At 57.9% G+C, this 24,264-nt stretch carries 22 protein-coding genes; 8 read left to right on the top strand and 14 right to left on the bottom strand.

Going from position 1 to position 24,264, the window contains the following annotated elements; translation table 11 throughout:
* Genes RGU44_RS20135 through RGU44_RS20125 form a run of 3 tightly spaced genes read left to right on the top strand, consistent with a single transcriptional unit; the run spans position 1 to position 2,401 of the window.
* Positions 1-807: an ABC transporter ATP-binding protein gene (locus RGU44_RS20135; RefSeq protein WP_322218765.1), complete on the top strand. Its 807-nt coding sequence runs from the start codon at positions 1-3 to the stop codon at positions 805-807.
* A 14-nt stretch (positions 808-821) separates the two neighbouring features.
* Positions 822-1,760, top strand: coding sequence for an MlaD family protein (locus RGU44_RS20130; RefSeq protein WP_322177200.1), 939 nt, complete (start codon positions 822-824; stop codon positions 1,758-1,760).
* Entirely contained in the window at positions 1,757-2,401 is a 645-nt protein-coding gene (locus tag RGU44_RS20125) for an ABC-type transport auxiliary lipoprotein family protein (protein ID WP_322177199.1), read from the top strand. Before RGU44_RS20130 ends, RGU44_RS20125 begins: the two co-directional genes overlap by 4 nt.
* Here the strand turns inward: RGU44_RS20125 and RGU44_RS20120 are convergent.
* From RGU44_RS20120 to RGU44_RS20100, 5 genes are all read right to left on the bottom strand, one after another.
* Positions 2,374-3,612, bottom strand: a complete 1,239-nt coding sequence (locus RGU44_RS20120; RefSeq protein WP_322177198.1) for a nucleoside recognition domain-containing protein — start codon at positions 3,610-3,612, stop codon at positions 2,374-2,376. The two genes, RGU44_RS20125 and RGU44_RS20120, sit on opposite strands and share 28 nt — an antisense overlap.
* 138 nt (positions 3,613-3,750) lie before the next feature.
* The gene (gltP, locus tag RGU44_RS20115) at positions 3,751-5,082 is read right to left on the bottom strand and encodes a glutamate/aspartate:proton symporter GltP (RefSeq protein ID WP_322218763.1); all 1,332 of its coding nucleotides are present in this window, start codon (positions 5,080-5,082) and stop codon (positions 3,751-3,753) included.
* 556 nt (positions 5,083-5,638) lie between these two features.
* A complete protein-coding gene (locus RGU44_RS20110) occupies positions 5,639-5,803 on the bottom strand; it encodes a DUF1328 domain-containing protein (protein WP_322177197.1) in 165 nt (54 codons plus the stop codon).
* A 61-nt stretch (positions 5,804-5,864) separates the two neighbouring features.
* A complete protein-coding gene (locus RGU44_RS20105) occupies positions 5,865-6,146 on the bottom strand; it encodes a hypothetical protein (protein WP_322177196.1) in 282 nt (93 codons plus the stop codon).
* 208 nt (positions 6,147-6,354) lie between these two features.
* The gene (locus RGU44_RS20100; protein WP_322218760.1) at positions 6,355-7,203 is read right to left on the bottom strand and encodes a BON domain-containing protein; all 849 of its coding nucleotides are present in this window, start codon (positions 7,201-7,203) and stop codon (positions 6,355-6,357) included.
* A 229-nt stretch (positions 7,204-7,432) separates the two neighbouring features.
* Here RGU44_RS20100 and algB point away from each other — a divergent pair, with 229 nt between their 5' ends.
* Both algB and RGU44_RS20090 read left to right on the top strand, forming a co-directional pair.
* Positions 7,433-8,779, top strand: coding sequence for a sigma-54-dependent response regulator transcription factor AlgB (gene algB, locus RGU44_RS20095; protein WP_322177194.1), 1,347 nt, complete (start codon positions 7,433-7,435; stop codon positions 8,777-8,779).
* A 10-nt stretch (positions 8,780-8,789) separates the two neighbouring features.
* Positions 8,790-10,577 carry a KinB sensor domain-containing domain gene (locus RGU44_RS20090; RefSeq protein WP_322177193.1) on the top strand — a complete coding sequence of 596 codons (1,788 nt, stop codon included), beginning with the start codon at positions 8,790-8,792 and terminating at the stop codon, positions 10,575-10,577.
* A gap of 10 nt (positions 10,578-10,587) precedes the next feature.
* Here RGU44_RS20090 and RGU44_RS20085 read toward each other — a convergent pair whose 3' ends face one another.
* From RGU44_RS20085 to RGU44_RS20055, 7 genes are all read right to left on the bottom strand, one after another.
* A complete protein-coding gene (locus tag RGU44_RS20085) occupies positions 10,588-12,201 on the bottom strand; it encodes an EAL domain-containing protein (protein ID WP_407074611.1) in 1,614 nt (537 codons plus the stop codon).
* Positions 12,202-12,288: 87 nt separating this feature from the next.
* Complete coding sequence (locus RGU44_RS20080; RefSeq protein WP_322177192.1) at positions 12,289-13,065, bottom strand: N-acetylmuramoyl-L-alanine amidase; 777 nt, start codon at positions 13,063-13,065, stop codon at positions 12,289-12,291.
* A 113-nt stretch (positions 13,066-13,178) separates the two neighbouring features.
* Entirely contained in the window at positions 13,179-15,269 is a 2,091-nt protein-coding gene (locus tag RGU44_RS20075) for a diguanylate cyclase (RefSeq protein ID WP_322177191.1), read from the bottom strand.
* On the bottom strand, positions 15,266-16,144 hold the full coding sequence (locus RGU44_RS20070; protein WP_322177190.1) for an endonuclease/exonuclease/phosphatase family protein: 879 nt from the start codon (positions 16,142-16,144) through the stop codon (positions 15,266-15,268). Before RGU44_RS20070 ends, RGU44_RS20075 begins: the two co-directional genes overlap by 4 nt.
* A 12-nt stretch (positions 16,145-16,156) precedes the next feature.
* Complete coding sequence (gene dsbA / locus RGU44_RS20065; protein WP_322177189.1) at positions 16,157-16,798, bottom strand: thiol:disulfide interchange protein DsbA; 642 nt, start codon at positions 16,796-16,798, stop codon at positions 16,157-16,159.
* 197 nt (positions 16,799-16,995) lie between these two features.
* Complete coding sequence (locus tag RGU44_RS20060; RefSeq protein WP_322177188.1) at positions 16,996-17,622, bottom strand: c-type cytochrome; 627 nt, start codon at positions 17,620-17,622, stop codon at positions 16,996-16,998.
* A 46-nt stretch (positions 17,623-17,668) separates the two neighbouring features.
* Complete coding sequence (locus tag RGU44_RS20055; RefSeq protein WP_322177187.1) at positions 17,669-17,959, bottom strand: c-type cytochrome; 291 nt, start codon at positions 17,957-17,959, stop codon at positions 17,669-17,671.
* A gap of 190 nt (positions 17,960-18,149) precedes the next feature.
* On the opposite strand from RGU44_RS20055, the gene yihA reads away from it, so the two are divergent.
* Entirely contained in the window at positions 18,150-18,794 is a 645-nt protein-coding gene (yihA, locus tag RGU44_RS20050; protein ID WP_322177186.1) for a ribosome biogenesis GTP-binding protein YihA/YsxC, read from the top strand.
* 298 nt (positions 18,795-19,092) lie between these two features.
* Here the strand turns inward: yihA and polA are convergent, their stop codons facing one another.
* A complete protein-coding gene (gene polA / locus RGU44_RS20045; RefSeq protein WP_322177185.1) occupies positions 19,093-21,855 on the bottom strand; it encodes a DNA polymerase I in 2,763 nt (920 codons plus the stop codon).
* Between the two features lie 74 nt (positions 21,856-21,929).
* Here polA and RGU44_RS20040 point away from each other — a divergent pair, with 74 nt between their 5' ends.
* On the top strand, positions 21,930-22,220 hold the full coding sequence (locus tag RGU44_RS20040; protein ID WP_322177184.1) for a DUF2782 domain-containing protein: 291 nt from the start codon (positions 21,930-21,932) through the stop codon (positions 22,218-22,220).
* Positions 22,221-22,257: 37 nt separating this feature from the next.
* Positions 22,258-23,208, top strand: a complete 951-nt coding sequence (locus RGU44_RS20035; RefSeq protein WP_322218757.1) for a homoserine kinase — start codon at positions 22,258-22,260, stop codon at positions 23,206-23,208.
* 90 nt (positions 23,209-23,298) lie between these two features.
* Here the strand turns inward: RGU44_RS20035 and RGU44_RS20030 are convergent, their stop codons facing one another.
* Positions 23,299-24,222: a zinc ABC transporter substrate-binding protein gene (locus RGU44_RS20030; RefSeq protein ID WP_322177182.1), complete on the bottom strand. Its 924-nt coding sequence runs from the start codon at positions 24,220-24,222 to the stop codon at positions 23,299-23,301.
* Positions 24,223-24,264: the final 42 nt, after the last annotated feature.

Here is a 24,264-nt window from a genome sequence, read left to right as displayed (position 1 = left end):
ATGACAAACCCTGTTGCAAGCCCGACCCCAAGTACGCCGCACGAAGTGGTGATTGAGGTGCGCGGCCTGTGCAACCGATTCGGTAGCCAGATCGTGCATGAGAATCTCGACCTGGACTTGCGGCGGGGCGAAATTCTGGCCGTGGTCGGAGGCTCGGGCAGTGGCAAGTCCGTATTGCTGCGCAGCATTGTCGGACTGCGGCGGCCGAACGAAGGCACGATTCGGGTATTTGGCCAAGACCTGCGACACCTGTCAGACAAACACCGCTCCCTGGTCGAGCGACGCTCCGGTGTACTGTTCCAGAAAGGCGCGTTGTTTTCTTCATTGACGGTGACCGAGAACGTCGCGCTGCCGCTGATCGAGAACGCAGGTCTGAGCCGCAATGACGCGGAACACTTGGCGAGCGTGAAACTGGCGCTGGCCGGACTGCCGTTGTCGGCCGCACACAAATACCCGGCGACGTTGTCTGGCGGCATGATCAAACGCGCCGCGCTGGCCAGGGCTCTGGCCCTGGACCCGGACATTTTGTTTCTCGACGAGCCGACTGCGGGTCTCGATCCGATTGGCGCCGCCTCGTTCGATCAATTGATCCTGACCCTGCGTGACGCGCTGGGCCTGAGCGTATTTCTAGTCACACACGATCTGGACACCCTCTACACCATCACTGATCGGGTCGCGGTGCTGGCGCAAAAGCGTGTATTAGTGGTCGATCAGATCGATAAAGTCGCCGCCACGAACGATGCCTGGATTCATGAATACTTCCATGGCCCGCGCGGCCGAGCGGCCTTTTCAGCCGCCACACAGTAGAACGAGGTCTAACGATGGAAACCCGTGCCCATCATGTGCTGATTGGCTTATTCACCGTGATAGTGGTCGCCGCAGCGCTGCTGTTCAGCCTGTGGCTGGCAAAATCCAGTGTCGACACCGAGTTCAAAGAGTATGAGGTTGTGTTCAACGAGGCCGTGACGGGCCTGTCGAACGGCAGTGGCGTGCAATACAGCGGAATCAAGGTCGGCGACGTGGCGCAGTTGCGCCTGGACCCCGAGGATCCGCGGCGAGTGCTGGCGCGGATCCGTATCGCGGGCGAAACCCCGATCAAGGAAGACACTCAAGCCAAACTGGCCCTGACCGGGATTACGGGCACCTCGATCATCCAGCTCAGTGGCGGCACGCCAGAAAGCCATGTATTGCGGGGCGTCGACGGTAAACTTCCTGTTATTTTCGCCAAGCCCTCGCCCATCGCCCGACTGCTGAACGACACCGGCGACCTGATGAGCGGCGTTAATGAATTGCTGCACAACGCCAACCAGATGTTCTCGCCCGACAACGCGAAAAGCCTCAGCCTGACCCTCCAGCATCTGGAACAAACCACCGGCGTCATCGCCGAGCAGCGCGACGATATACGCCAGGCCCTCAACCAACTGGCGCAGGTCGGTAAGCAAGCGAGTGCAACGCTGGAGCAAACCGCCTTGTTGATGCGCAACGCTAACGGCTTGCTCAACAATGACGGCAAACAGATGTTCAACAGCGCCGAACAGGCGATGAAATCCATCGAGCAAAGCAGCCTGACCATCAGCAACCTGCTCAAAAATAACCATGATTCGCTCGACAGCGGCATGCAAGGACTCAGCGAACTAGGCCCGGCCGTGCGCGAATTGCGCGACACGCTGACCTCGTTCCGGTTAATTTCCCGCCGCCTGGAAGCCAATCCGAGCGGTTACCTTCTGGGCCGCGACAAGAACAAGGAGTTCGAGCCATGAGGCTTGCCCATCACTCACTCGGTCGTTTCGCCGTTGCCGGAGCATTGTTGCTGTCGAGCGCGTGCTCGATCCTGCCACAAGCTGAACCGTCCGATGTCTACCGATTGACCACGTCGCAATCAGCACCGCAAGCCGCCCACGGAGCACCGCTTGCCTGGTCGCTACGGGTGGCCCGGCCCAGAGCTAGCGAGGCGCTGGACAGCCCGCGAATCGCCGTCGTGCCTCAGGGGGATCTGATCAGTAATTACAAGGGCGCGCGCTGGAGCGATCCGGCCCCGGTGGCACTGCGTAACCGACTGCTTGACGCCTTTACGCGCGATGGCCGCGTGCAGTCGCTCAGCACCGATGACAGTAACCTGCAGGCGGATTTTGAGCTGAGCGGCGAGCTACAGGCGTTCCAGAGCGAATACCATGGACAGGTCATCGACGTGGTCGTCCGTCTCGATGCGCGACTGGTCAGTGAGGACAAACGTATCGTCGCCAGCCGCCGTTTCGACGTACACCAACCCGTCACTGACAAACAGGTACCTTCGGTGGTGGCGGGTTTCAGTCAGGCCAGCGATACGCTAGCGGCGCAACTGGTGCAATGGACCCTTGAGCAGGGTCAAAAGCATTACGCCATGGCGCCGAAGAACCAGTAGCAAACGAGGATGGCCGCAACGACCCCGGCCAGTTCCGCCAGCAGTGCGCAACCCACCGCATGCCGCGCACGCTGGATACCGACAGACCCGAAGTAGACCGCCAGCACGTAGAAGGTGGTTTCAGTGCTGCCCTGAATCGTCGCGGCCACCAGCGCCGGAAAGCTGTCGACGCCCTGAGTCTGCATGGTCTCGATCAGCATCGCCCGTGCGGCGCTGCCAGAGAACGGTTTGACCATTGCAGTGGGCAGGGCATCGACGAAGCGGGAGTCTATCCCCGCCCATTGCACCAGATGCCGAATGCCATCAAGGCCGAAATCCAGCGCACCTGACGCACGCAATACACCGACCGCGCAGAGCATCGCTACCAAATAGGGCAGTAGGTTCTTGGCGACATCGAAGCCTTCTTTCGCGCCCTCGACAAAGGCCTCGTACACCTTCACTTTCTTGAACGCGGCAATGAGCAGAAACACCATGATCAGGCCAAACAACGTCAAATTACCGAGGATCGACGACAGGCTTGCCAACGCGGTAGCCGACAGCCCGGCGAGCAGCGTCATGAAACCGCCCAGCAGCAGTGCACCGGGAATCAAATACGCCAGGACCACCGGGTCCCACAACCGCAAGCGTTGCATGAACGCTACCGACAGCAATCCGACCAGGCTGGAGGCGCTGGTCGCCAGCAAAATCGGCAAGAACACCAGCGTCGGATCCACCGCGCCTTGCTGAGCCCGGTACATAAAGATCGTCACCGGCATCAGGGTCAGGGACGAAGCGTTGAGCACAAGAAACAGAATCTGCGCGTTACTGGCCGTGGTCTTGCTGGGGTTCAGCTCTTGCAGCGCACGCATGGCCTTGAGACCAATAGGTGTGGCGGCGTTGTCCAGACCCAAGCCATTGGCAGCGAAGTTGAGGGTGATCAGCCCCAGCGCCGGATGACCAGGCGGGACGTCAGGCATCAGATGGCGGAACAACGGGCCCAGTACCTTGGCCAGCCAATCGACGATTCCGGCCTTCTCCGCAATGCGCAGAAACCCTAACCAGAGGGTGAGGGTGCCGAACAGCAGGATCATCACATCGACCGACAACTTGGCCATGGCGAAAATGCTTTCCACCATCGCTGCAAAGATCCCGGCATTCCCGCCAATCAGCCACTGCGCCAGCGCCGAGACCGCCGCCACCACAAAAAAGCCAAGCCATAGGCCATTGAGCATCAGTAAGTCCCTCAGAAGATGCGGCGATGATAGCGGCGACAGGGGTTAACAACAAATGGGGCTGGCCGTATTGCGGCAGGAACGTCAAAAAGACAAAACCCCGGAAATCCGGGGTTTGTCAGTGCGGCGCGTCAGTGATCAGTCAATGACGGTTTCACCCGCTGGCAGCGGCTCTTTGCTGCGCCAGTGCGGAAGGGAGTTCCAGTAGCGCTCGCCCTTGGCATCGTCATACATGCCTTCCCAGCGCGAGATCACCAACACCGCCAAGGCATTGCCGATCACGTTCAGCGCCGTACGGGCCATGTCCATGATCCGGTCGACACCGGCGATAAAGGCCAGACCTTCCAACGGAATACCCGCGCTACCCAACGTTGCCAGCAACACCACGAAGGACACGCCCGGCACGCCCGCGATCCCTTTGGACGTGACCATCAGGGTCAAGACCAGCATCAATTGCTGCCCTATCGACAGGTCAATGCCATAAAGCTGAGCAATGAAGATCGCCGCAATGCTCTGATACAGGGTCGAGCCATCAAGGTTGAACGAGTAGCCGGTCGGCACCACGAAGCTGCAAATAGCCTTGGGTGCGCCGTAGGCTTCCATCTTCTCGATCACACGCGGCAGCACGGTCTCGGAGCTGGCGGTGGAGTAGGCGAGGACCAGCTCATCTTTAAAGATGCGCATCAGCTTGATCACCGAGAACCCGAACAGGCGGCCAATCAGACCCAGCACCATGAAGGCAAAAAAAGCGATGGCGAAGTAAACCAGGATCACCAGCTTGGCCAGCGGCAGCAGGGACGCAAAACCGAAGTTAGCGACCGTGACCGCGATCAAGGCAAACACACCTATCGGGGCGTAGCTCATGATCATATGGGTAACTTTGAACATGCTTTCCGAGACGCCCTGAAACATCTTTACCAGCGGCTCACGCAGGTCTGATTGCAGGCTGGACAAGCCGAGGCCGAACAATACCGAGAAGAAGATGATCGGCAGCATGTCACCGCGAGCGATGGCGGCGAAGATGTTCGACGGGATCAGGTTGAGGATGGTCTCTATGAACGCATGCTCGTGCCGCACCTCGGAGGCCGTCTGCTGGTACTTGGAGATATCGACGGTGCCCAAGGTACTCATGTCGATGCCTGTGCCCGGATGGAACACATTGGCCAACACCAGGCCTACCAGAATGGCGATGGTAGTGACGACTTCGAAATAGAGAATGGTTTTGAGGCCGATGCGTCCCAGTTTTTTAGCATCACCCACACCCGCGATACCAACGATCAGTGAAGACACCACAATCGGGATCACGATCATCTTGATCAGGCGGATGAATATGTCACCCGCTGGTTGCAGAACGTTGCTGATCCACCAGGCTTTTTCAGCACTGAAATGGTTGAGCAGTGCCCCGATTGCAATCCCCAGAACCAGACCGATGAGGATCTGCCAGGCGAGGCTCAGCTTTGCCTTCTTCATGTCATTACCCTTATATCAAGTGGCGTGGACATCCCCCATCAAGGCATTTGACTTGGCTTTTTTTGAAGGCCGCATCGAGGACAAAGATGGCTTGAGGGCTGTCCAGTAGAAGGTTTCCGCAGTTGGGCGTCCCAGCTCTTTAGCAGGCGAAAAAGGGCGCAACTATTCCGAGGACAAGACGCGACGTCTAATGCCGTAAACGCCTACCTCATGCCGAATCGGCATGAGGTACGTCAAATGAAACCCAGGTTTCAGATAGAACAAGGTCATTTACGCGGCGGGAATAAATACCGTTTTTCGGCGCCAGACTGGCTAAAGCGTCGCCTGTAGCGAAAAGAGATTTAAAAATCCAACCCGGGGCATGAGCGAATAAAAAGGTAATTCGGTATTAAAGCGGGGGAGTTTTCTGCTGGAAATTTTTAGATCGATGGTCGAAAAATAAAGCGCTCGGCAAGTCCGCGAAATTCATTTCTGAATGAAAATCACGGACTTGCATCACAGCGCTCTCCTGATTAGACCCTGATTGTGTCGCGGCATACAGGCGTGAAAAAGCGCGTCAACCTCGACCGCGACGACCGAAGAAGAACGAAGCGACAAAAAGCACCAGGAACACGATAAAGAGAATCTTCGCGATACCCGTAGCGGTGCCAGCGATACCACCGAAGCCCAATACGGCAGCGACGATAGCAATGATCAAGAACGTGATTGCCCAACTCAACATGGTGATTCTCCTTACGTTGCGTTTTTTCTTGCGTATATTTCAGGCTTCCAGGACAACATGCCTAGAACACCCAGCTTTGTGGATGAGGTCGTTCACTGACAGAGGCTTCCCCCTCGACCGGTTGCAAGCTCAGGGCAACGTCTTTCGGGGCTGCGGCGCTCACGTTGGTGTAGGTGCTGCCGGTCATGAAAGGCTGTTTGATCTGATGCACATTCCGGTGACTGTCCCAACGCTCAAATTGTTGTCCGACAATCAAAGTGACGAGCAGCGCCAGGCTGACAAACAAACCCTGCTGAATAGGCAGAGGCGAAATACGCAGTTGAGCGATACGCGGGCTGTTCATCCTGAAACTCCTCCACCTGAGTGGCTGTTCGATCTTGTTGGGCGAGCGTACTGCTCAGCCTTTGTTACGTAACCTTCTGCAGCCTGCATGCCAGCTTCTTTATCTATAAAAAACCTTACTTATCAAGTATTTAAATAAATAACAGCCGCATACTTGCAAGCATCCTGCACGACGGCCCCATGGGCATCGTGCGTTCTGCACGATGGGACTAACCCGCCGTCCGGGTGATGACTTTCAACGCGTCGGCATCAACACCGCGTACGCCACGAATATTCCGCGCGATTTCGACCGCCAGTTGTTTTTCGGCGTAATTGGCGACCACACCGCTAAGGCTGACCATGCCATCCTTGGTATCGACTTTGATGTTCAATCCATCAAGGTTACGGCTGTAGATCAAACTGGATTTAACCTTGCTGGTAATCCAGAGATCGCTGATCACTTCGCCGGCGTTAGTTGCGCCAGGCTGGACCTTGGGCACCGAGGGGTCACTGGCACTCAGGCTGATCAGGTTATTAACCTCTGTCACCCCATCGGTGTTGCTCGCCAGCCTGCCAGCCAGCTCCTTGGCTTCGGCGCTTTGGGCCTGGCCTTTAAGCGTGACCACCCCGTCTTTGCTATCCACTTGAATACTCAGCGCCTGGGTCACGCTGTTCCACAGCAGTTTTGATTTCACCGTCGCGGTGAGTGTTGCATCTTCAAAACGCTGAGCGATTTTGGCTTTAGTGCCTGGCTCAGCAGCGACATTTGGGTCTACCTCCAGCTGGTTATCGACCTTGTCTATGCCTTTGGTGTCGAGCGCTATCTGTTCAGCCAACTCACGATCAACGTCATTTTCAACCTTGCCCTTGAGCACCGCAGTCCCTTTCTCGACCGTGACGTCGATCTTGAAAGGGCTCAAATGGCGGTTAAGAGCGAACGCGGTCCAGATCGAACCTTCCTGCCGCGCCTGGGTCAGCTGAGGAGCCAGATCTTCCTGAGCGGCCTGCGCAAACATAGGGGTCAACCCCAGTACTGCGGTCGTAGCGGTGGCCAGGGCAATCTTCTTCAGCGGGTGCATAACGATTCTCCATCAATGTCTGCGCAGGTTGTTTGTGACGATAGTCGCGGGAGTGTCGCAAGCCTCGTGCCAGCACGTTTGAGACGCTAAAACGCATATAAATCAGGCCGATGACGACATCACTAACAGATAGCTACCATGCAGACCGCCGAATCAAGCAGAATTAACCATGCAACTTGCCCGATTTTTCCGGGACTAACTAAGAACAGTCTTAAAGGAGCGTAGGAATATGGACACAGCCACTGAGCATCAAGGCCGTATTCTTTTAGTGGATGACGAGTCCGCGATCCTTCGCACCTTTCGCTATTGCCTTGAAGATGAAGGCTATACCGTCGCCACCGCCAACAGCGCGGCCCAGGCAGAGGCGTTGCTTCAGCGCCAGGTATTCGACCTGTGCTTTCTGGACCTGCGCCTGGGTGAAGACAATGGCTTGGACGTGCTGGCGCAAATGCGCATCCAGGCGCCGTGGATGCGCGTGGTGATCGTCACCGCCCACTCAGCCGTCGATACCGCCGTCGATGCGATTCAGGCGGGCGCGGCCGACTACCTGGTAAAACCTTGCAGCCCGGATCAACTGCGACTGGCCACCGCCAAGCAACTTGAAATCCGTCAACTGTCCGCGCGGCTCGAAGCGCTGGAAGGTGAAGTGCGCAAGCCCAAGGACGGCCTGGACTCTCACAGCCCGTCGATGATGGCCGTATTGGAAACCGCGCGTCAGGTCGCGAATACGGATGCGAACATCCTGATTCTCGGCGAGTCCGGCACTGGTAAAGGCGAGCTGGCGCGTGCGATTCACGCATGGAGCAAACGGGCGAAGAAGTCCTGCATCACGATCAACTGCCCCTCGCTGACCGCCGAACTGATGGAAAGCGAGCTGTTCGGCCATAGCCGTGGTGCATTTACCGGCGCCAGCGAAAGCACATTGGGCCGGGTCAACCAGGCCGATGGCGGCACCCTGTTCCTCGACGAGATCGGCGATTTCCCGCTGACGCTGCAACCTAAACTACTGCGTTTCATCCAGGACAAAGAGTACGAGCGCGTTGGCGACCCGGTCACGCGTCGAGCCGATGTGCGAATTCTGGCGGCAACCAACCTCAACCTTGAAGACATGGTGCGCGATGGCCGTTTTCGCGAAGACCTGTTGTATCGCTTAAACGTCATTACCCTGAATCTGCCGCCGCTGCGTGAACGTAGCGAAGATATTCTGGCCCTCGCCGACCGGTTTCTTGCCCGCTTCGTCAAGGAGTACGCCCGTCCCGGACGCGGTTTCAGCGAAGAGGCGCGGGCAGCCCTGCTCAATTATCGTTGGCCCGGCAACATTCGGGAACTGCGTAACGTGGTCGAACGGGCCAGCATCATTTGCCCTCAAGAACGCGTGGAGGTGAGTCATTTGGGGATGGCCGAGCAGCCGACCAATAACGCACCACGGATCGGCGCTGCGCTGAGCCTGGACGAATTGGAGAAAGCCCACATCGGCGCCGTTCTGGCGACCAGCGACACGCTTGACCAAGCCGCTAAAACCCTGGGTATCGATGCCTCGACGCTGTACCGCAAACGCAAGCAGTACACGCTATGAATCTCAATTCATGAAGTTCACGATGAAGTTGCGTACCCGGTTGTTCCTGAGCATTTCGGCGTTGATCACGGTCGCGCTGCTGGGACTGCTGCTCGGGCTCGTCAGCGTGATGCAGATGGCAAAAGCCCAGGAGTCGCTGGTCCAGCAAAACTTCATCACCCTCGACTTGGGCCTGAAGTTGCGCAAGAACCTCGGCGATCAATTGGTCATGATGCTCAAAGGACAGTCCGATAGAGCCGCCGTCTTGCAGGCTCGCCAGCAGTTTCAAGCGCTGTTGGCCCAAGGCATCGAAAACGAAGCGCAAAGCAATCTGCAAAACGGTTTTACTCAGGCCCGCATCGATTATCAGCGGTTTATTCAGGATTTCGAGCAATCGCAACGTCAACCCGCCGAGGTCCGCGATAATGTGGCGCTGACTAACAGTTTCGATGTCCTGCGCAACGGGTTGATCGACGCCCATAGGCAAGCACTGGAAAACATCAATCAAACCCAGAGTACGGCCCGAGAAAGGGCTCTCTGGATTGCCGCCCTGCTGGGATTGGTGGGCATTGCCGTCTTGTGTATCGGTTTTATTACCGCCCACGGTATTGCTCAGCGTTTCGGCGCACCTATCGAGGCACTGGCCAAGGCCGCCGACAATATCGGCCAAGGCAATTTCGAGGTCACGCTGCCGATTTCTTCGGCGGCGGAAATGAACCTGCTGACTCGACGTTTCGGGATCATGGCCGAAGCCTTGCGCCAGCATCAGGCGACGAATATCGATGAGCTGCTCGCGGGTCAGCAGCGCCTGCAAGCAGTGCTTGACAGCATCGATGACGGGTTGCTCATGATTGACCGGCAAGGCCGTCTGGAGCACCTTAATCCAGTAGCCCAACGCCAACTGGGCTGGGACGAAAACCGACTCGGTCAAGGGTTGGGCGAGGCCTTGCAGCGCCCTGAGCTGGACGAACAGCTGTACCTGACGCTGCGCGGCGGAAGTCTGGATCGTGTCCCCGACGACCTGGCCATTGAGGTCGATGGCGAGTCACGGCTGCTGACCTACAGTTTGACGCCCGTCAGCCATACCAAGGGCCATATCCTTGGCGCGGTGATGGTGCTGCGCGACGTGACCGAACAACGTGCATTCGAGCGGGTACGCAGCGAGTTCGTACTGCGCGCTTCCCATGAATTGCGCACCCCCGTGACCGGCATGCACATGGCGTTCGGCCTGCTTCAAGAGCGCGTGCACTTTGCCGCGGACTCGCGTGAAGCCGACCTGCTTAATACGGTCAATGAAGAAATGCAGCGTTTGATGCAGTTAATCAACGATCTACTGAATTTCTCGCGTTACCAGAATGGTCTGCAAAAACTCAGCCTCGCCCCCTGCGCCCTTGATGATCTGCTCGAGCTGGCGCGCCAGCGTTTCGCCGAACAAGCCGATGAGCAGAATATCGCGTTGCTGGTCGAGATTCAGGAGCCGCTCCCACGCGTGAACGCCGACAAGACGCAGCTTGAGCGCGTACTGGATAACCTGTTGGATAACGCGCTACGCCATACCCCGCAGAACGGGCTGATTCGCCTGCAGGCACGGCGCCACGGCGAGCGTGTCATCGTCAGCATCGAGGACAACGGTGAAGGCATCGCTTATGGGCAGCAAGGGCGGATTTTCGAACCCTTCGTTCAGGTCGGGCGCAAGAAAGGCGGGGCAGGGCTAGGTCTCGCACTGTGCAAGGAAATCGTGCAATTGCACGGTGGCCGGATGGGCGTCTATTCGCGACCGGGGCAGGGCACTCAGTTCTACATGGCATTGCCGATCTAGGCGTGAGGTCTCAGGCCTCATCATCGTTGCGGCGGGAGAGTGTTCGCCGCCCGCCGGTAACCAGTTCGGAAAATTTGGCTGCGCTCAATGGCCGCGCAAACAGCCAGCCCTGGCCATAGCTCACGCCTTCACTGCTGAGCAGCACGGCCTGCGCTTCTGACTCTATCCCTTCGGCGATCACGCGCAACTGCAGGGCGTGAGCCATGCGAATGATGTGCGGCGCGACACCGCTGCTCGCCGCATCGTGCCCTAGCGCGTCGATGAATGCCTTGTCGATTTTCAGGCAATCCACAGGCAGGGTTTGCAGGTACGCAAGGCTGCAATAACCGGTGCCAAAATCGTCGATCAATACCTGATGGCCGACGTCGCGCAGTGCTTGCAGGTGATCGCGTGCCACCACGACATCAATCAACCCGCGCTCGGTCACCTCGAACGCAATCTGACGCGCGGCCACCCGATGCAGCGTCAGCAATCTGGCCGCTACCCGACCAATGCGTGGGGCCATGACATCACATGCGGCCAGGTTCACCGAGATGTACAAATGCGGATTCGCGCGCAATAACTGGCCTAACTGTTCCAGTAATTGTTGAAGAACAAAGTCGGTGATTTGCCGAATCTGCCCGGTGTTCTCCGCCAGTGGAATGAACAGATCCGGGCTGGTCAAACTGCCATCCGGCCGACGCCAGCGCACCAAAGCCTCGGCACCGACGCAGCGGCGACTGTTGAGATCGAATATTGGCTGATAAAGCACCTGCAATTCGCCCCGACGCAACGCGCCATGAAGCTCGCCGCCCAACGACTGGCGCTGACGCACCAATTGCAACACCAATCCACCGATGCACAGCGCAATCAGGAGACTGGCCGGGATCAGCAACCACCAGGCACCCCTCGTTTGCGGCTGTAGCCCTGTGCGCGAAGTGATGAGTACAAGCTGGTATTCCGGGCTCTGCGTGGGCATCCGGTAAATAAGCTGAGTGGGGGTGGTGACCAAGGTTTGCAGGGTGTCGGCCGACCAGTCCGGTGTCGGTGGCCATGCCTGCGCAGGCCCCAACACCGGTATGGCCCTGGCGCCTTTATCAAGCACCACCAACAGACTGCCATCGACGGGCAGATCAACCACATCGGTGAGGTGCCCCCGAGAGGTCAACACCCGGAAATCGCCTCGTCCCAGCATCAACGCAGCCAGATTGTCATCGGGCTGGGCAGACGTATTGAGCCAATAGTCATAGGTAGGCCCGCGAATATCCGGAGCGCGCGGGGAATCGACCAGGTTTTGCCCCCCCCGACTCGAACACGGCTGCGACCCACCGACAAACGAGGCGTCATACACGAACCGATAGCTGACGCTGACCTGACGCAGCAGTTCCAGCATTTGCGGGCTACAGCTGCGCAAAGGCTGGGCCTCCAGCTGATCGAGACCTTCGCGCAATTGGCCGAACATTTGCTCCAGACGCACCAAAAAGCGCTCGCCCTGAGCATTCATCTGTTCTCTTTCATCCTGCCTGGCTTGATGCATGACCAAGCCAAAGCTGCCGACTAACAACAAGACAGCACTGATCAATGCCGCCAGTAAGGCCAGCAGCCAGGGACGAAAGATCAGAGTGCGTGCAGCAGCCATCGACATCAATGTCTATCCAAATGAATATCACTGAGGTATAGCAACAACTCAGAAAATAACCTGCCCTATCAGACGGGCCGGCTGTTTTTAGCGTTAATGATTGAGCACTTGCAGGATAGCTGCACTCTGCACATCCGGCTGACCATCGAATCGCTCCGGCCGATAGTGCATCTGGAACGCCGCTAACACGTGACGTGTAGCTACATCCAGCTCGCCCGTTTGGGGAGTCACATAACCCAGCTGCGCCAACTGCTGCTGAAACCAGGTAACGCTCGGCAGGTTGTCCATCATCGACGCCTGGCGCTGAGCCACCCTCTGTGCATCCGGCCAGATACCCAGCCCTTCATCCGCAAGACGCTTCCATGGAAACAATGGGCCCGGATCGAGCTTGCGCAGAGGAGCGATGTCGCTGTGTCCAATGATGTGTCGAGGATCGATGTTATTGCGTTTGACGATGTCTTTGAGCAATACGATCAACGCCTGGACCTGGCCCTCTGTATAGGGGTACCAAAGCCTGCCAGTGGGCGTATCGCGGAAACCCGGGTTGACTATTTCGATTCCGATGGAGCTGGAGTTGAGCCAGGTTCGGCCCTGCCACTCGCTTTCGCCGGCATGCCAGGCGCGAAGGTTTTCATCGACCAGTTTGTAGACCGTGGGGCGCGACTGATCGCCGATCAGGTAATGGCTGCTGACCTCGCCATGGGTCAATAGCGCCAAGGAACGCTCCAACGACGCATTGGTGTAGTGCACGATGACGAACTGGACCCGACTGTCATGGTTGGCGGAGGGGTGACTGGTGTCGAGCTTCGGACCACTGCTGGTGCACGCGGTCAGGAAGATGAACAAAACCAAAGCGGTGAGCAATTTCATGGAAGGTCGGAACACGCATAGGCAAGTAATGCAATAGCATAACGTAATGCTGACAAAACGCTTTAGTAAAGCAGCGTTACGCAATATTTAGTCATTACTCGACACGGGGCCTGTCAGCCGCATTCGATGCGGTTTCTGCCTTCATCCTTGGCGCGGTATAACGCTTCGTCCGCTCTCTTCAACACAAACTCGCTACGCTCACCCACCCCAAAAGCAGTGATCCCCACAGAAATGGTGACCGTTACCGGCTCGCCCTTGAAGTGAAACGGGCAGGCCTCGATGGCCCTGCGCAGCTTGTCCATCAACGCCACACCATCAGGCATGGGGGTATGCGGGATCAATAGAACAAACTCTTCACCGCCAAAACGGGCGATAAAGTCGCCGGGCCGCAGACGTTTGCGCAGTTCTGTGGCGATGATCTTCAGCACCTTGTCGCCCGCCAGGTGGCCGTAGTTGTCATTGATCCTTTTGAAGTAATCGAGATCAATCATCCCCAGCAGCAGCTCATTGCCATTTTTTTGCCGAAGACCGACCTCCTGCTCCAGCCGTTCACTCCAGGCGGCACGATTGGGCAGGCCCGTCAGCGGATCGACCAAGGCTTTCTGCCGCTGCTCCTCAAGGTGCACGCGAAAGCCCTGAGCCTCTTGTTCCATGGTTGCGACCCGGTTCGCCAGGCCTTGCAGCCGTGCAGCGACTTCCTGCTCCCGCTCGTCATGCTGCTGCTGATGCTGATCCATCGTGCCCAGCAGGCCCTCCAGACGATTCTCTAGGACCTGCTTGAGGCTGTTCAGGTCGGCTGCGTCCTGCACGCTGCTTTGCAGGCCATCGACCTGTTCACGCAGCTCACTTTGCATGTCGCGGGCAACAGAGCAGCTGTCGGCCTGGCCCTCACTGGCGGCCTGCAAGCTGCTCTGAAATGACTCAAGCCGCTCGTTGAGTTGCTTGAGGTACACCTCGAACTCATGCTGTCCGCTGTCCGTGATCGCCAACATCAGCACGACCAGGTCATCTAGAAGCGGCAACAATTCGTACCAGTTCAGGCCCTTGGCCAAACGTTCTCGCATCGACTGTGCTTGAGGCTGGTGACGCTCCGGCAAGGTCAGGTCGTCAAGCAGGCCCAGCAGTGTTTCTTCAATATGTGTCGCCACAGAGCTGTAAGTTGGCTCTGGAGTAGCCGGGAGGTCGTAGGTGACGTCTTGCTCGACATTCTCTTGATCGAGCTGCGGCACGCTCTCAGCCACCGGCTCAGCGGCCAGCGCGCCGCTATCGACGGCGTCTGGAAGGCGCTCAGGCAGCGCGACTGGCAATTGCTCAATCAGCTCCGGTGCGACAAACACCTCTTCGACAACGAGCGCAACCTCTGCGGCAACTGGCGCCTCGGTTGGCGCACGGGCATCAAGGACTGCAGGCGCCGCGACCGTTGGCGTCGAGCTGACAGCCGCAGGCACTGGCACCGTTATCGCGGCAGGCTCAGGCGCCTCTTCTACCGGGTCATCAACACGCTGACCGGTTGCAGGAGCGGCAGGCACGGGTGAGGCGACCTGCACCACTTGAGCGTGCTCAGGGACCTTTGTGCTTTCAATCCGCGTTTCGGCAGGCAGCATCACCGACTCGACAGACGCCAATACCGAGCCCATCGCAGCCTCGGGCATCGGCTCCGTGCCGGTATTGGCAGCCTCGCGACCACCAAACAACCGCTGCAGGAGTCCCGGCCGTGAGTTTGTCTCTTCAGAGTTTTCCAGCAGGGTCAACGCTTTGCCCTGCAACGCGCTCAATTCGGCGAGCAACAGTGGCAGTTCACGCGCCTGAGAAACGCGCTCATCCAACTGCTTGGCAAAACTCTTGAGCGGGCGACTCACCTCTCGAGGCAAGGGCAGACTCTGCAACTGGGCAACTAATGAGTTCAAGGCCGTGCCCATCTGCCCGACTCTGGTTTCGCGGCGCTGCTCCGAATCGAGCACGGCTTTTTCCAGCCGGGGGAGAAGCGCGGCGAGGGCGGCATCCATGTCATCCTTGCGAACGACCTCACGCATTTCTTTCATGCAGTGATCAACGGCGCGATCACTGCCTTCAGCGGCCAGGCTGCTGCGCACCAGGCCACGCCGCAGCAGATCGAGTCGCGCATTCCAGCGATTTTCAAGCTTTTCCTGTTGTTCGAGACTTTTCAGGTACTTTTCTTTCCAGCGTTCTGCTTCTTCGCTCATCCAAGGGTTCCACGAAGAGGCGTGCTGGCCACAGGCAGCGAATCACCCGTTAACGATGCAGGCAGGCGGATCTCCACGGCAACGGGCAAATGGTCGGAGATGGGTTGAGCCAGGACCTGCACTCGCTCCAGCGTCAGGCTGGGGCTGAGCAAAATATGATCAAGACAGCGCTGAGGGCGCCAACTGGGGAACGTCGCTTCGATCTGCGGCGCCAACAGGCCCAAGTCCCGAAGCGGTGAGTTTTCCAGCAAGTCGGTGGCATGAGTGTTCATGTCGCCCATCAACACCTGGTGGCGATAATCACCAATCAACTCGCGAATGTAAGCCAGTTGCCGGGTGCGAACGCGTGCGCCCAGTGCCAGGTGCATCATCACCACGATCAATGCTTCCGGACCTTCGCCAAAACGGACCAGGATGGCCCCGCGCCCGGCAGGACCTGGCAACGGGTGATCTTCTATCGCCCACGGCCGCAAACGGCTGAGCACACCGTTGCTGTGCTGGCCAAAACGCCCGAGGTTACGATTGAGTTGCTGATACCAGTACGGGAAGGCCCCGAGCTGGGCAAGGTGTTCGACTTGATTGATATAACCTGATCGCAGGCTGCCACCATCGGCCTCCTGCAGCGCGACCAGATCGAAGTCGCCGAGCAGATCACCGATCTTTTGCAGGTTGCCTGCTCGCCCGGTATGCGGCAGCAGATGCTGCCACCCGCGCGTCAGGTAGTGCCGGTACCGCTCGGTGCTGATACCGACCTGAATGTTGAAGCTGAGCAAGCGCAACCGACCATCGGCCGGCAAGCCGCTTGTTTCCAGGTGGTCTTCGTTGACATGCGCATCGTGCCTGCCAACAACGCGTTCTGTTCCCCAGCGTCGCATGGCTAACGCCTCTTATTTGCCAGCAACAGCAGCGCGCTCTTTGGCGATCAACTGGTCGGCGACTTGCAATGTTTGCTCAGGACCGCCAGCAGAACCCAGGTCAAAGCGGTATTTGCCGTTGACGATCAGGGTTGGAACGCCAGTAATTTCATACTTCTTGGCCAGTTCTTTTGCTGCTGCGATTTGGCCCTTGATCGCGAAGGAGTTGAATGTGGCCAGGAACTTGTCCTTGTCAACGCCTTGAGTCGCGACGAATTCAGCCATTTCGTCTGGAGTGGTCAGTTTTTTGTGTTCTTTCTGGATGGCATTGAACACGGCAGAGTGAACCTTGTTTTCAACGCCCATGGACTGCAGGGTCAAAAACAATTGGCCGTGAGCGTCCCACGGGCCGCCGAACATGGCGGGGAGACGCACGAAGTGCACATCGGCAGGCAGTTTTTCTGCCCATGGGTTGATGGTCGGCTCGAAGGCATAGCAGTGTGGACAGCCGTACCAGAACATTTCAACTACTTCGATCTTGCCAGGCTCGGAAACAGGAACAGCGCTGCTCAGCTCGACATACTGTTTACCGGCTTCGATAGGCTCGGCAGCCTGAGCGGTCATCCCGAACAGGCTGGCGGTAACGAGAGCGGCGCTGAGAATCAAATTACGCATGCTTTACTCCTGGGCAAATAAAGTCGCCTTGGCGCGACCAGTGTTGGACCGGGCGGACAGGCTTGAGTTCGCTAGTGTAACGCTGGCAGCCACGAAAAAGGGCAGCCGTAGCCACCCTTTTTGACCCTGCGTCCATGCAGGAGAGCCTCAAATCATTGCGAAAAGTGTAAGCCGTTCGCAGACTGATCAGGCAGCGATCAATGCAGACCTTGAATGTAGGCCGACAGCGCTGCGATGTCCTTGTTGCTCAGCTTCGAAGCAATGGTACGCATTACCATGGTATCGCCGTCGTTGGTGCGATCACCTTCACGGAACGAGGTCAGCTGTTTTGCCACGTAAGTAGCGTGCTGACCACCCAGGTGCGGGAAGCCGGCAGCCACGTTACCTGCACCATTGGGTGAGTGGCAACCGAGGCAGGCAGGCATGCCCTGTTCCAGTTTACCGCCACGGAACAACGCTTCGCCTGCAGCAACCAACTTCGGATCAGCAGCACCTACGCTGCCTTTCTGGCTGGAGAAGTAAGCTGAAATATCAGCCAGGTCCTGGTCTTGCAGGTTGGTCAGCAGACCGGTCATTTCCAGGACCGTACGCTTACCATCCTTGATGTCATGCATTTGCTTGAGCAGATAGCGCTGCCCCTGACCTGCCAATTTCGGAAAGTTAGGCGCCATACTATTGCCGTCCGGGCCATGACAAGCGCCACACACAGCCGCTTTTGCCTGACCGGCAGCAGCGTCGCCAACAACACCGGTAACAGCACCGGCGGCCTGGGCCATACCAGAGATGCCCAAGGTCAACAGCAGACTCACGATTAATTTGTTCATCAGCTAATCCAACTACGGCTAAGGGTGAAAGAGTTATGTATCGGGGTTACTCGCTCATCCACTGGATGATTGCGCGGTAATCCTCGCTACTGCAGTCCATGCACAATCCACGCGGCGGCATTGCCTTGAAACCCTGGGTAACGTGTTGCACCAGCGTATCCATACCCTGCAACAGTCTAGGCGCCCAAACTGCCCGGTCGCCAGGTTTCGGCGCCATTGGCAGTTGACCGGCATGACAAGCCACGCAAGCACGGTTGTACATAGCTTCCGGATCCTGTGTAGCCTGAGCGCTGAAAAACGGCATCAAGACACCGGCAGCTAGCAGCCATTTCTTCATAAAACGACCTTTTCAGGGTTGGGAACGTGCTGCGTTCTAATGCGCAATTCAAACCACTCGTTCCCGTGAACTTCATCCTACGGTGGGACAAAGCGCACACAAAATCTGCGGCATTATATACTGGCGCTACTGAAACGGAAACGACACTGCTTGCCGCGCTCTTGCCGGCACCGCCCTCATCGGAAATCCCATGCAACTCAAGAACCCCATCCTCGGCCTGTGCCAACAGGCAACTTTCATGCTCAGCGCGGCCAAAGTCGATCAATGTCCCGACGACGAAGGCTTTGAAGTGGCCTTCGCAGGACGTTCCAACGCCGGTAAGTCGAGCGCACTGAACACCCTGACTCACGCCAGCCTGGCCCGTACATCGAAGACTCCAGGGCGTACACAGCTGCTGAACTTCTTTAGTCTCGACGATCATCGTCGCCTGGTGGACTTGCCCGGTTACGGCTACGCCAAGGTGCCAATCCCGCTTAAATTGCACTGGCAGCGTCACCTGGAAGCCTATTTAGGCAGCCGCGAAAGCCTCAAAGGTTTGATTCTGATGATGGATATCCGTCATCCAATGACCGATTTCGACCTGCTGATGCTCGATTGGTCCGTCGCCAGCCACATGCCTATGCATATTCTGCTGACCAAAGCCGACAAGCTGACGTACGGCGCAGCGAAAAATGCCCTGCTCAAAGTGCAGGCCGAAATTCATAAAGGCTGGGGCAATGCAGTGAGCATCCAGTTATTTTCAGCCCCCAAGCGCATGGGCCTGGAAGACGCCTACACTGTATTGGCGGGATGGATGGAGCTGGCGGACAAGGGTGCCGAGCCGTCTGCAACGTAAAATCGCAGGCAAAAAAAACCCCGGACTTCTTATGGGGAGGGGGAAGTTCGGGGTTTAAGATCCAGACCATTAGGGCGTGGTCCAGATATCTGCCAACACTTAACACAACATTAGGAGCTTGAAGGGCTTCACACCCATTCCCAATCTCTGACTGGGAATTCTCCGATTTAGTTCCTGAGCATCTAGATGCGGTTCGCTATAGCGGTGCTTCATTTCAGGAATAAGCTGAGAAACCGGGGCGAAACACCTGCTGGACTGCGACTTTAAGTCGCAGTCCAGGCACGTTTATTCAGCACAATCAGTGTGCTTCGTCCCAGTTGTTGCCAACACCTACTTCGACGAGTAGCGGCACATCGAGTTTAGCTGCCCCACTCATGTAGTGCCGAATCTCCTCACGCACCTGCTCAACGAGGTCTTCGCGCACTTCCAGCACCAATTCATCGTGGACCTGAAGAATAACCCTGGCATCCAGACCGGAGTCAGTCAGCCATCCATCGACCGCAATCATGGCTTTCTTGATAATGTCGGCTGCAGTGCCCTGCATAGGCGCATTGATCGCAGTACGCTCCGCACCTTTGCGCAAGGCCTGGTTCTTGGCATTGATATCCGGCAGATAGAGCCGACGGCCGAAAAGAGTTTCTACAAAGCCCTGCTCGGCCGCTTGCGCGCGCGTGCGCTCCATGTAATCCAGCACACCGGGATAGCGCGCAAAATAGCGGTCGATATACGCCTGCGACTGTTTGCGGTCGACACCGATCTGTTTCGCCAGACCAAACGCACTCATGCCGTAGATCAAACCGAAATTGATCGCCTTGGCCTTGCGACGCATGTCGGTGGTGACGTCCTCCAACTCGACGCCAAACACTTCGGCAGCCGTCGCACGGTGCACATCCAGGTTGTTGCGGAAGGCATGCAGCAACCCTTCGTCCTTGGCCAGGTGCGCCATGATTCGCAGCTCGATCTGCGAATAGTCGGCGGCCAGCAGCTTGTAGCCCTTGGGCGCAACGAAAGCCTGACGAATCCGGCGCCCTTCGGCCGAACGGATCGGGATGTTCTGCAGGTTAGGATCACTGGACGACAAGCGCCCGGTCGCCGCAACCGCTTGATGGTAGGACGTATGAACGCGCCCGGTGCGTGGGTTGATCTGCTCCGGCAAACGGTCGGTGTAGGTACTCTTCAGTTTGCTCATGGAGCGGTACTGCATCAGCACTTTAGGCAGCGGGTAATCCAGCTCAGCCAACTCGGCCAACACCGCTTCTGCGGTAGACGCCTGGCCTTTGGCCGTTTTGCTGAGGACCGGAAGACCGAGCTTTTCGTACAAAATGACCCCGAGCTGCTTGGGTGAGCCGAGGTTGAACTCCTCGCCGGCGATAGCAAACGCCTCTCGCTCCAGGGCGATCATTTTCTCGCCCAGTTCGACGCTCTGAATACCCAACAATTTGGCATCGACCAACGCACCCTGACGCTCTATTCGCGCCAACACCGGTACCAATGGCATTTCGATGTCGGTGAGTACCGGCATCAGGCTTGGTGTAAGGGCGAGCTTTTCCATCAGGGCTTCATGCAACCGCAGGGTTACATCCGCGTCTTCGGCGGCAAAGTGCGCGGCTTGCTCCAGCGCGATCTGATCGAAAGTCAGTTGTTTCACGCCCTTGCCGGCAATGTCTTGCAGGCTGGTGGTCGTGTGGCCCAGGTATTTGAGGGCCAGGCTGTCCATGTCGTGCCGGGTCGCAGTGGAGTCGAGCACATAGGATTCGAGCATGGTGTCGAACGCCAGGCCCCGCACGGTGATACCTTGGCGCTGATCACCGCCAATGGCGCAGTTGGCGAGGATGTTGATATCGAACTTGGCGTGCTGACCGACCTTGACCTTCCCGGGGTCCTCAAGCAGCGGCTGAAGCGCCCTGAGCACGGTGTCTCGATCCAGTTGCTGGGGCACGCCCATGTATGAGTGGGTCAGCGGGATATAAGCCGCTTCGTTGGTCTTGACCGCAAACGACATGCCGACCAACTGCGCCTTTTGTGCGTCCGGACCGTTGCTCTTGGTGACGAAGGCAAACAGCTTGGCGTCGCTCAACTTCTTCAACCAGGCCTCGAACTGATCCTGTTCAAGAATGGTTTCGTAGCGCGCTTCGGTGACCACCGGCTCCTGTGCAACGACGATTTCCTCACCGGCGCGCTTGGCTTCGCGCTGCAATTCGTCAATCCAGCTTTTGAACTCCAGTTCGGTGTACAGCTCGACCAGCTTCTCGCGATCCGGTTCGCCGCAGTGCAGGGCGTCCAGCTCGACGTCCAATGGCACGTCGATTTTGATCGTCGCCAGCTCGTAGGACAGGAACGCCATGTCCTTGTGCTCTTCAAGCTTGGCCGACAGGGTTTTCGCGCCACGAATCGGCAGTGCGGCAACCTTGTCCAGGTTTGCGTACAGCTCGACAAGACCACCGCCGATACCGACCAACAGGCCGACCGCGGTTTTTTCGCCAACACCGGGCACGCCCGGAATGTTGTCGACTTTGTCCCCCATCAGCGCCAGATAATCGATGATGTGTTCAGGACCGACACCAAACTTCTCTTTCACGCCAGCCACATCCAGCACGCTACCGGTCATCGTATTGACCAAGGTAATGTGCCCATCGACCAGTTGCGCCATGTCCTTGTCGCCGGTAGAGATAATCACCGGGCGGTTGGCGGCCGCGCTGCTGCGGGCCAGCGTACCGATCACGTCATCGGCCTCGACGCCTTCGACGCAGAGCAGCGGGTAGCCCAGACCTTTGACGCAGGCGTGAAGCAAATCGACCTGCACCCGCAGATCGTCGGGCATGCTTGGGCGATTAGCCTTGTATTCGGCAAACAACGCATCGCGGAACGTGCCGCCTTTTGCGTCGAAAACCACGGCAAACGGGCTTTCAGGATACTGCCGACGCAGGCTTTTGAGCATGTTCAGCACACCCTTGACCGCCCCCGTAGGCAATCCCCTAGACGTAGCGAGTGGCGGTAGCGCGTGAAAGGCACGGTAAAGATAGGAAGAACCGTCCACCAGGACGAGGGGTGCTTGGTTCATGAGCAAGATCAACCTTTTCAGCGGGGTCGGCGCTAGAATGCGAGGACCAATGACGACAAAAGGACAAGGTTATCATGCGCACAACAAATCGCCTGTTGCTGGCCAGCCTGTTGGCACTTTGCCCGCTGGTTGCAGTTGCTGCTGACACTGGGGCTCCTTCTGCGGATCCAGACGTTACCATCCGCACCGAAGGCGACAAAACCATTCAGGAATACCGCCAGAACGGGTTTCTTTACGCAATCAAGATCACACCCAAAGGCGGTAAACCGTACTTTCTAGTACGCTCCGATGGCACTCAGGCCAACTTCATTCGTTCGGACCAACCGGACATGCTGATTCCCGAATGGAAAATCTTCGAGTGGTAGTGCCTAACATTCACTTTGTTTACTGGCAGTCTTGACCATGTCCGTATTTACCCCCCTGGCTCGACCTGAGCTGGAAACGTTTCTCGCCCCTTATGGGCTTGGCCGTCTACATGATTTTCAGGGCATTGCTGCCGGCAGCGAGAACAGCAATTTCTTCGTCAGCCTGGAGCAGGGCGAGTTCGTCCTGACCCTGGTTGAGCGCGGGCCAGTCAAGGATCTACCGTTTTTCATCAAGCTGCTCGACGTACTGCACGACGCCAATCTGCCGGTGCCTTACGCCCTACGCACCACCGACGGCCACGCATTACGCGAGCTGGCGGGCAAGCCGGCACTGCTGCAGCCAAGGCTCCCGGGCAAACACGTTAGCGAACCGAACACCCAGCATTGCGTACAGATCGGCGAATTGCTGGGGCATTTGCATCTGGCCACGCATGAGCATGTGCTGGAGCGCAAGACTGATCGGGGGCTGGACTGGATGCAGGCCGAAGGCGCGACGTTGATGCCGCACCTGGACACGACGCAAAGCGCACTGCTGCAGGCGGCACTTGAAGAGTTCGAACGGCTCGCGCCGAGAATCATGGCCTTGCCACGCGCCAACCTGCACGCCGACCTGTTTCGCGACAACGCCTTGTTCGAAGGCACGCACTTGACCGGGCTGATCGATTTCTACAACGCCTGCTCCGGGCCAATGCTTTACGACCTGGCCATTGCCCTCAATGACTGGTGCTCTGAAGAAGACGGTCAGATCGACGGTGCGCGCGCCCGTGCCTTGCTCGGTGCCTACGCCGGTTTGCGTCCGTTCACCGCCGGCGAAGCCGAACTGTGGCCGACCATGCTGCGCGTAGCCTGCGTGCGTTTCTGGCTGTCACGCCTGATCGCGGCGGAATCCTTTGCCGGGCAGGACGTACTGATCCATGACCCTATGGAGTTTCAGCAACGTTTGGCCCAGCGCCAGCACGTGCATACGCCGCTGCCGTTCGCCCTGTAGTCAGCGGCGTACGCTTCACGAATGAGTTCGCTCTCAATCTGTGGGAGCGAACTCACTCGCCTGAAAAGCAATGACTCAGACACCGCCCCATCAAAGCGACTCCAGACACCCTGCCAAATCATTACCCAGCTTTTCCACCATCTGCTCATAACCCTGAGCGGTGGCAGGGGTGTAGCCGCCCAATCCATCGAGTTCCGCCAGTTTGACCGGCAGCCCCGCAGTCAGGGTTTCGGCCAGACGCGGACGCATCGGCGGCTCGCTGAACACGCAGGTCTTGCCCACTTCGCTCAACCGCGCGCGCATGGCGGCAACATGCTGCGCGCCGGGCTGCACTTCAGCGGCGACGCTGAACACCCCCGTATGCTTGAGACCGTAGGCATCCTCGAAGTAATCGAATGCTTCATGAAACACGAAGAACGGTTTTCCTGCGACGTCCGCAACCCGCGCCTTTACCCGCGCATCCATGGCGTCGAGGCGTTCATCGAACACCTTCACATTGCTTTTATAGCGCGCCGCGTTGGTGGGGTCGGCCGCACTTAAATCAGTGGCCATACGCGCAGCGATCACCCGCGCATTGACCGATGACAGCCATAAGTGGGCATCCAGACTGCCGGGGCGATGGTCGTGGTCATGCTCGGCGGGATCGGCAGCCTCATGGGACTGGCTGTCCGCCGCGAAGTGACGCAGGCGCAACTCCGGCAACGATTGCACCGTCACCACCGGCAGCGTTCGGCTTTGCAACACACGAGGCAGGAAGCTTTCCAGGTCTGGACCGATCCAATAAAACAAATCGACTTCACGCACGCGCCGTACGTCGGACGGGCGCAAGGCGTAGTTATGCGGCGACGCACCGGGCGGCAAGAGCACCTCTGGCGAGCCCACGCCGTCCTGCACCGCAGCGGCAATCAGCTGCAACGGCTTAATGCTGGTCAGCACCCGAACCTCGGCGTGAGCGGGGCTGATCACCAGCAAACTGGCACTTAAAGCAATAAAAATGGCAAAAAGACGGAACACGATGACCACTCAAGGAGGCAGGAACAGGTAACATAATAACGT

It is taken from the genome of Pseudomonas sp. 5C2, assembly GCF_034314155.1.
GTDB lineage: Bacteria > Pseudomonadota > Gammaproteobacteria > Pseudomonadales > Pseudomonadaceae > Aquipseudomonas.
Note: the sequence above shows the minus strand (reverse complement) of the source record. Positions and strands in the feature narration are given on the sequence as shown.

Coding starts and splice junctions, on each gene's coding strand:
- RGU44_RS20055 (WP_322177187.1), bottom strand. CDS start 17,959: ATGAAGAAATGGCTGCTAGCTGCCGGTGTCTTGATGCCGTTTTTCAGC.
- RGU44_RS20100 (WP_322218760.1), bottom strand. CDS start 7,203: ATGCACCCGCTGAAGAAGATTGCCCTGGCCACCGCTACGACCGCAGTA.
- dsbA (WP_322177189.1), bottom strand. CDS start 16,798: ATGCGTAATTTGATTCTCAGCGCCGCTCTCGTTACCGCCAGCCTGTTC.
- RGU44_RS20105 (WP_322177196.1), bottom strand. CDS start 6,146: ATGAACAGCCCGCGTATCGCTCAACTGCGTATTTCGCCTCTGCCTATT.
- RGU44_RS20040 (WP_322177184.1), top strand. CDS start 21,930: ATGCGCACAACAAATCGCCTGTTGCTGGCCAGCCTGTTGGCACTTTGC.
- gltP (WP_322218763.1), bottom strand. CDS start 5,082: ATGAAGAAGGCAAAGCTGAGCCTCGCCTGGCAGATCCTCATCGGTCTG.
- RGU44_RS20060 (WP_322177188.1), bottom strand. CDS start 17,622: ATGAACAAATTAATCGTGAGTCTGCTGTTGACCTTGGGCATCTCTGGT.
- algB (WP_322177194.1), top strand. CDS start 7,433: ATGGACACAGCCACTGAGCATCAAGGCCGTATTCTTTTAGTGGATGAC.
- RGU44_RS20130 (WP_322177200.1), top strand. CDS start 822: ATGGAAACCCGTGCCCATCATGTGCTGATTGGCTTATTCACCGTGATA.
- RGU44_RS20110 (WP_322177197.1), bottom strand. CDS start 5,803: ATGTTGAGTTGGGCAATCACGTTCTTGATCATTGCTATCGTCGCTGCC.
- RGU44_RS20035 (WP_322218757.1), top strand. CDS start 22,258: ATGTCCGTATTTACCCCCCTGGCTCGACCTGAGCTGGAAACGTTTCTC.
- RGU44_RS20090 (WP_322177193.1), top strand. CDS start 8,790: ATGAAGTTCACGATGAAGTTGCGTACCCGGTTGTTCCTGAGCATTTCG.
- RGU44_RS20135 (WP_322218765.1), top strand. CDS start 1: ATGACAAACCCTGTTGCAAGCCCGACCCCAAGTACGCCGCACGAAGTG.
- RGU44_RS20125 (WP_322177199.1), top strand. CDS start 1,757: ATGAGGCTTGCCCATCACTCACTCGGTCGTTTCGCCGTTGCCGGAGCA.
- RGU44_RS20085 (WP_407074611.1), bottom strand. CDS start 12,201: ATGTCGATGGCTGCTGCACGCACTCTGATCTTTCGTCCCTGGCTGCTG.
- RGU44_RS20070 (WP_322177190.1), bottom strand. CDS start 16,144: ATGCGACGCTGGGGAACAGAACGCGTTGTTGGCAGGCACGATGCGCAT.
- RGU44_RS20075 (WP_322177191.1), bottom strand. CDS start 15,269: ATGAGCGAAGAAGCAGAACGCTGGAAAGAAAAGTACCTGAAAAGTCTC.
- RGU44_RS20080 (WP_322177192.1), bottom strand. CDS start 13,065: ATGAAATTGCTCACCGCTTTGGTTTTGTTCATCTTCCTGACCGCGTGC.
- polA (WP_322177185.1), bottom strand. CDS start 21,855: ATGAACCAAGCACCCCTCGTCCTGGTGGACGGTTCTTCCTATCTTTAC.
- RGU44_RS20120 (WP_322177198.1), bottom strand. CDS start 3,612: ATGCTCAATGGCCTATGGCTTGGCTTTTTTGTGGTGGCGGCGGTCTCG.
- yihA (WP_322177186.1), top strand. CDS start 18,150: ATGCAACTCAAGAACCCCATCCTCGGCCTGTGCCAACAGGCAACTTTC.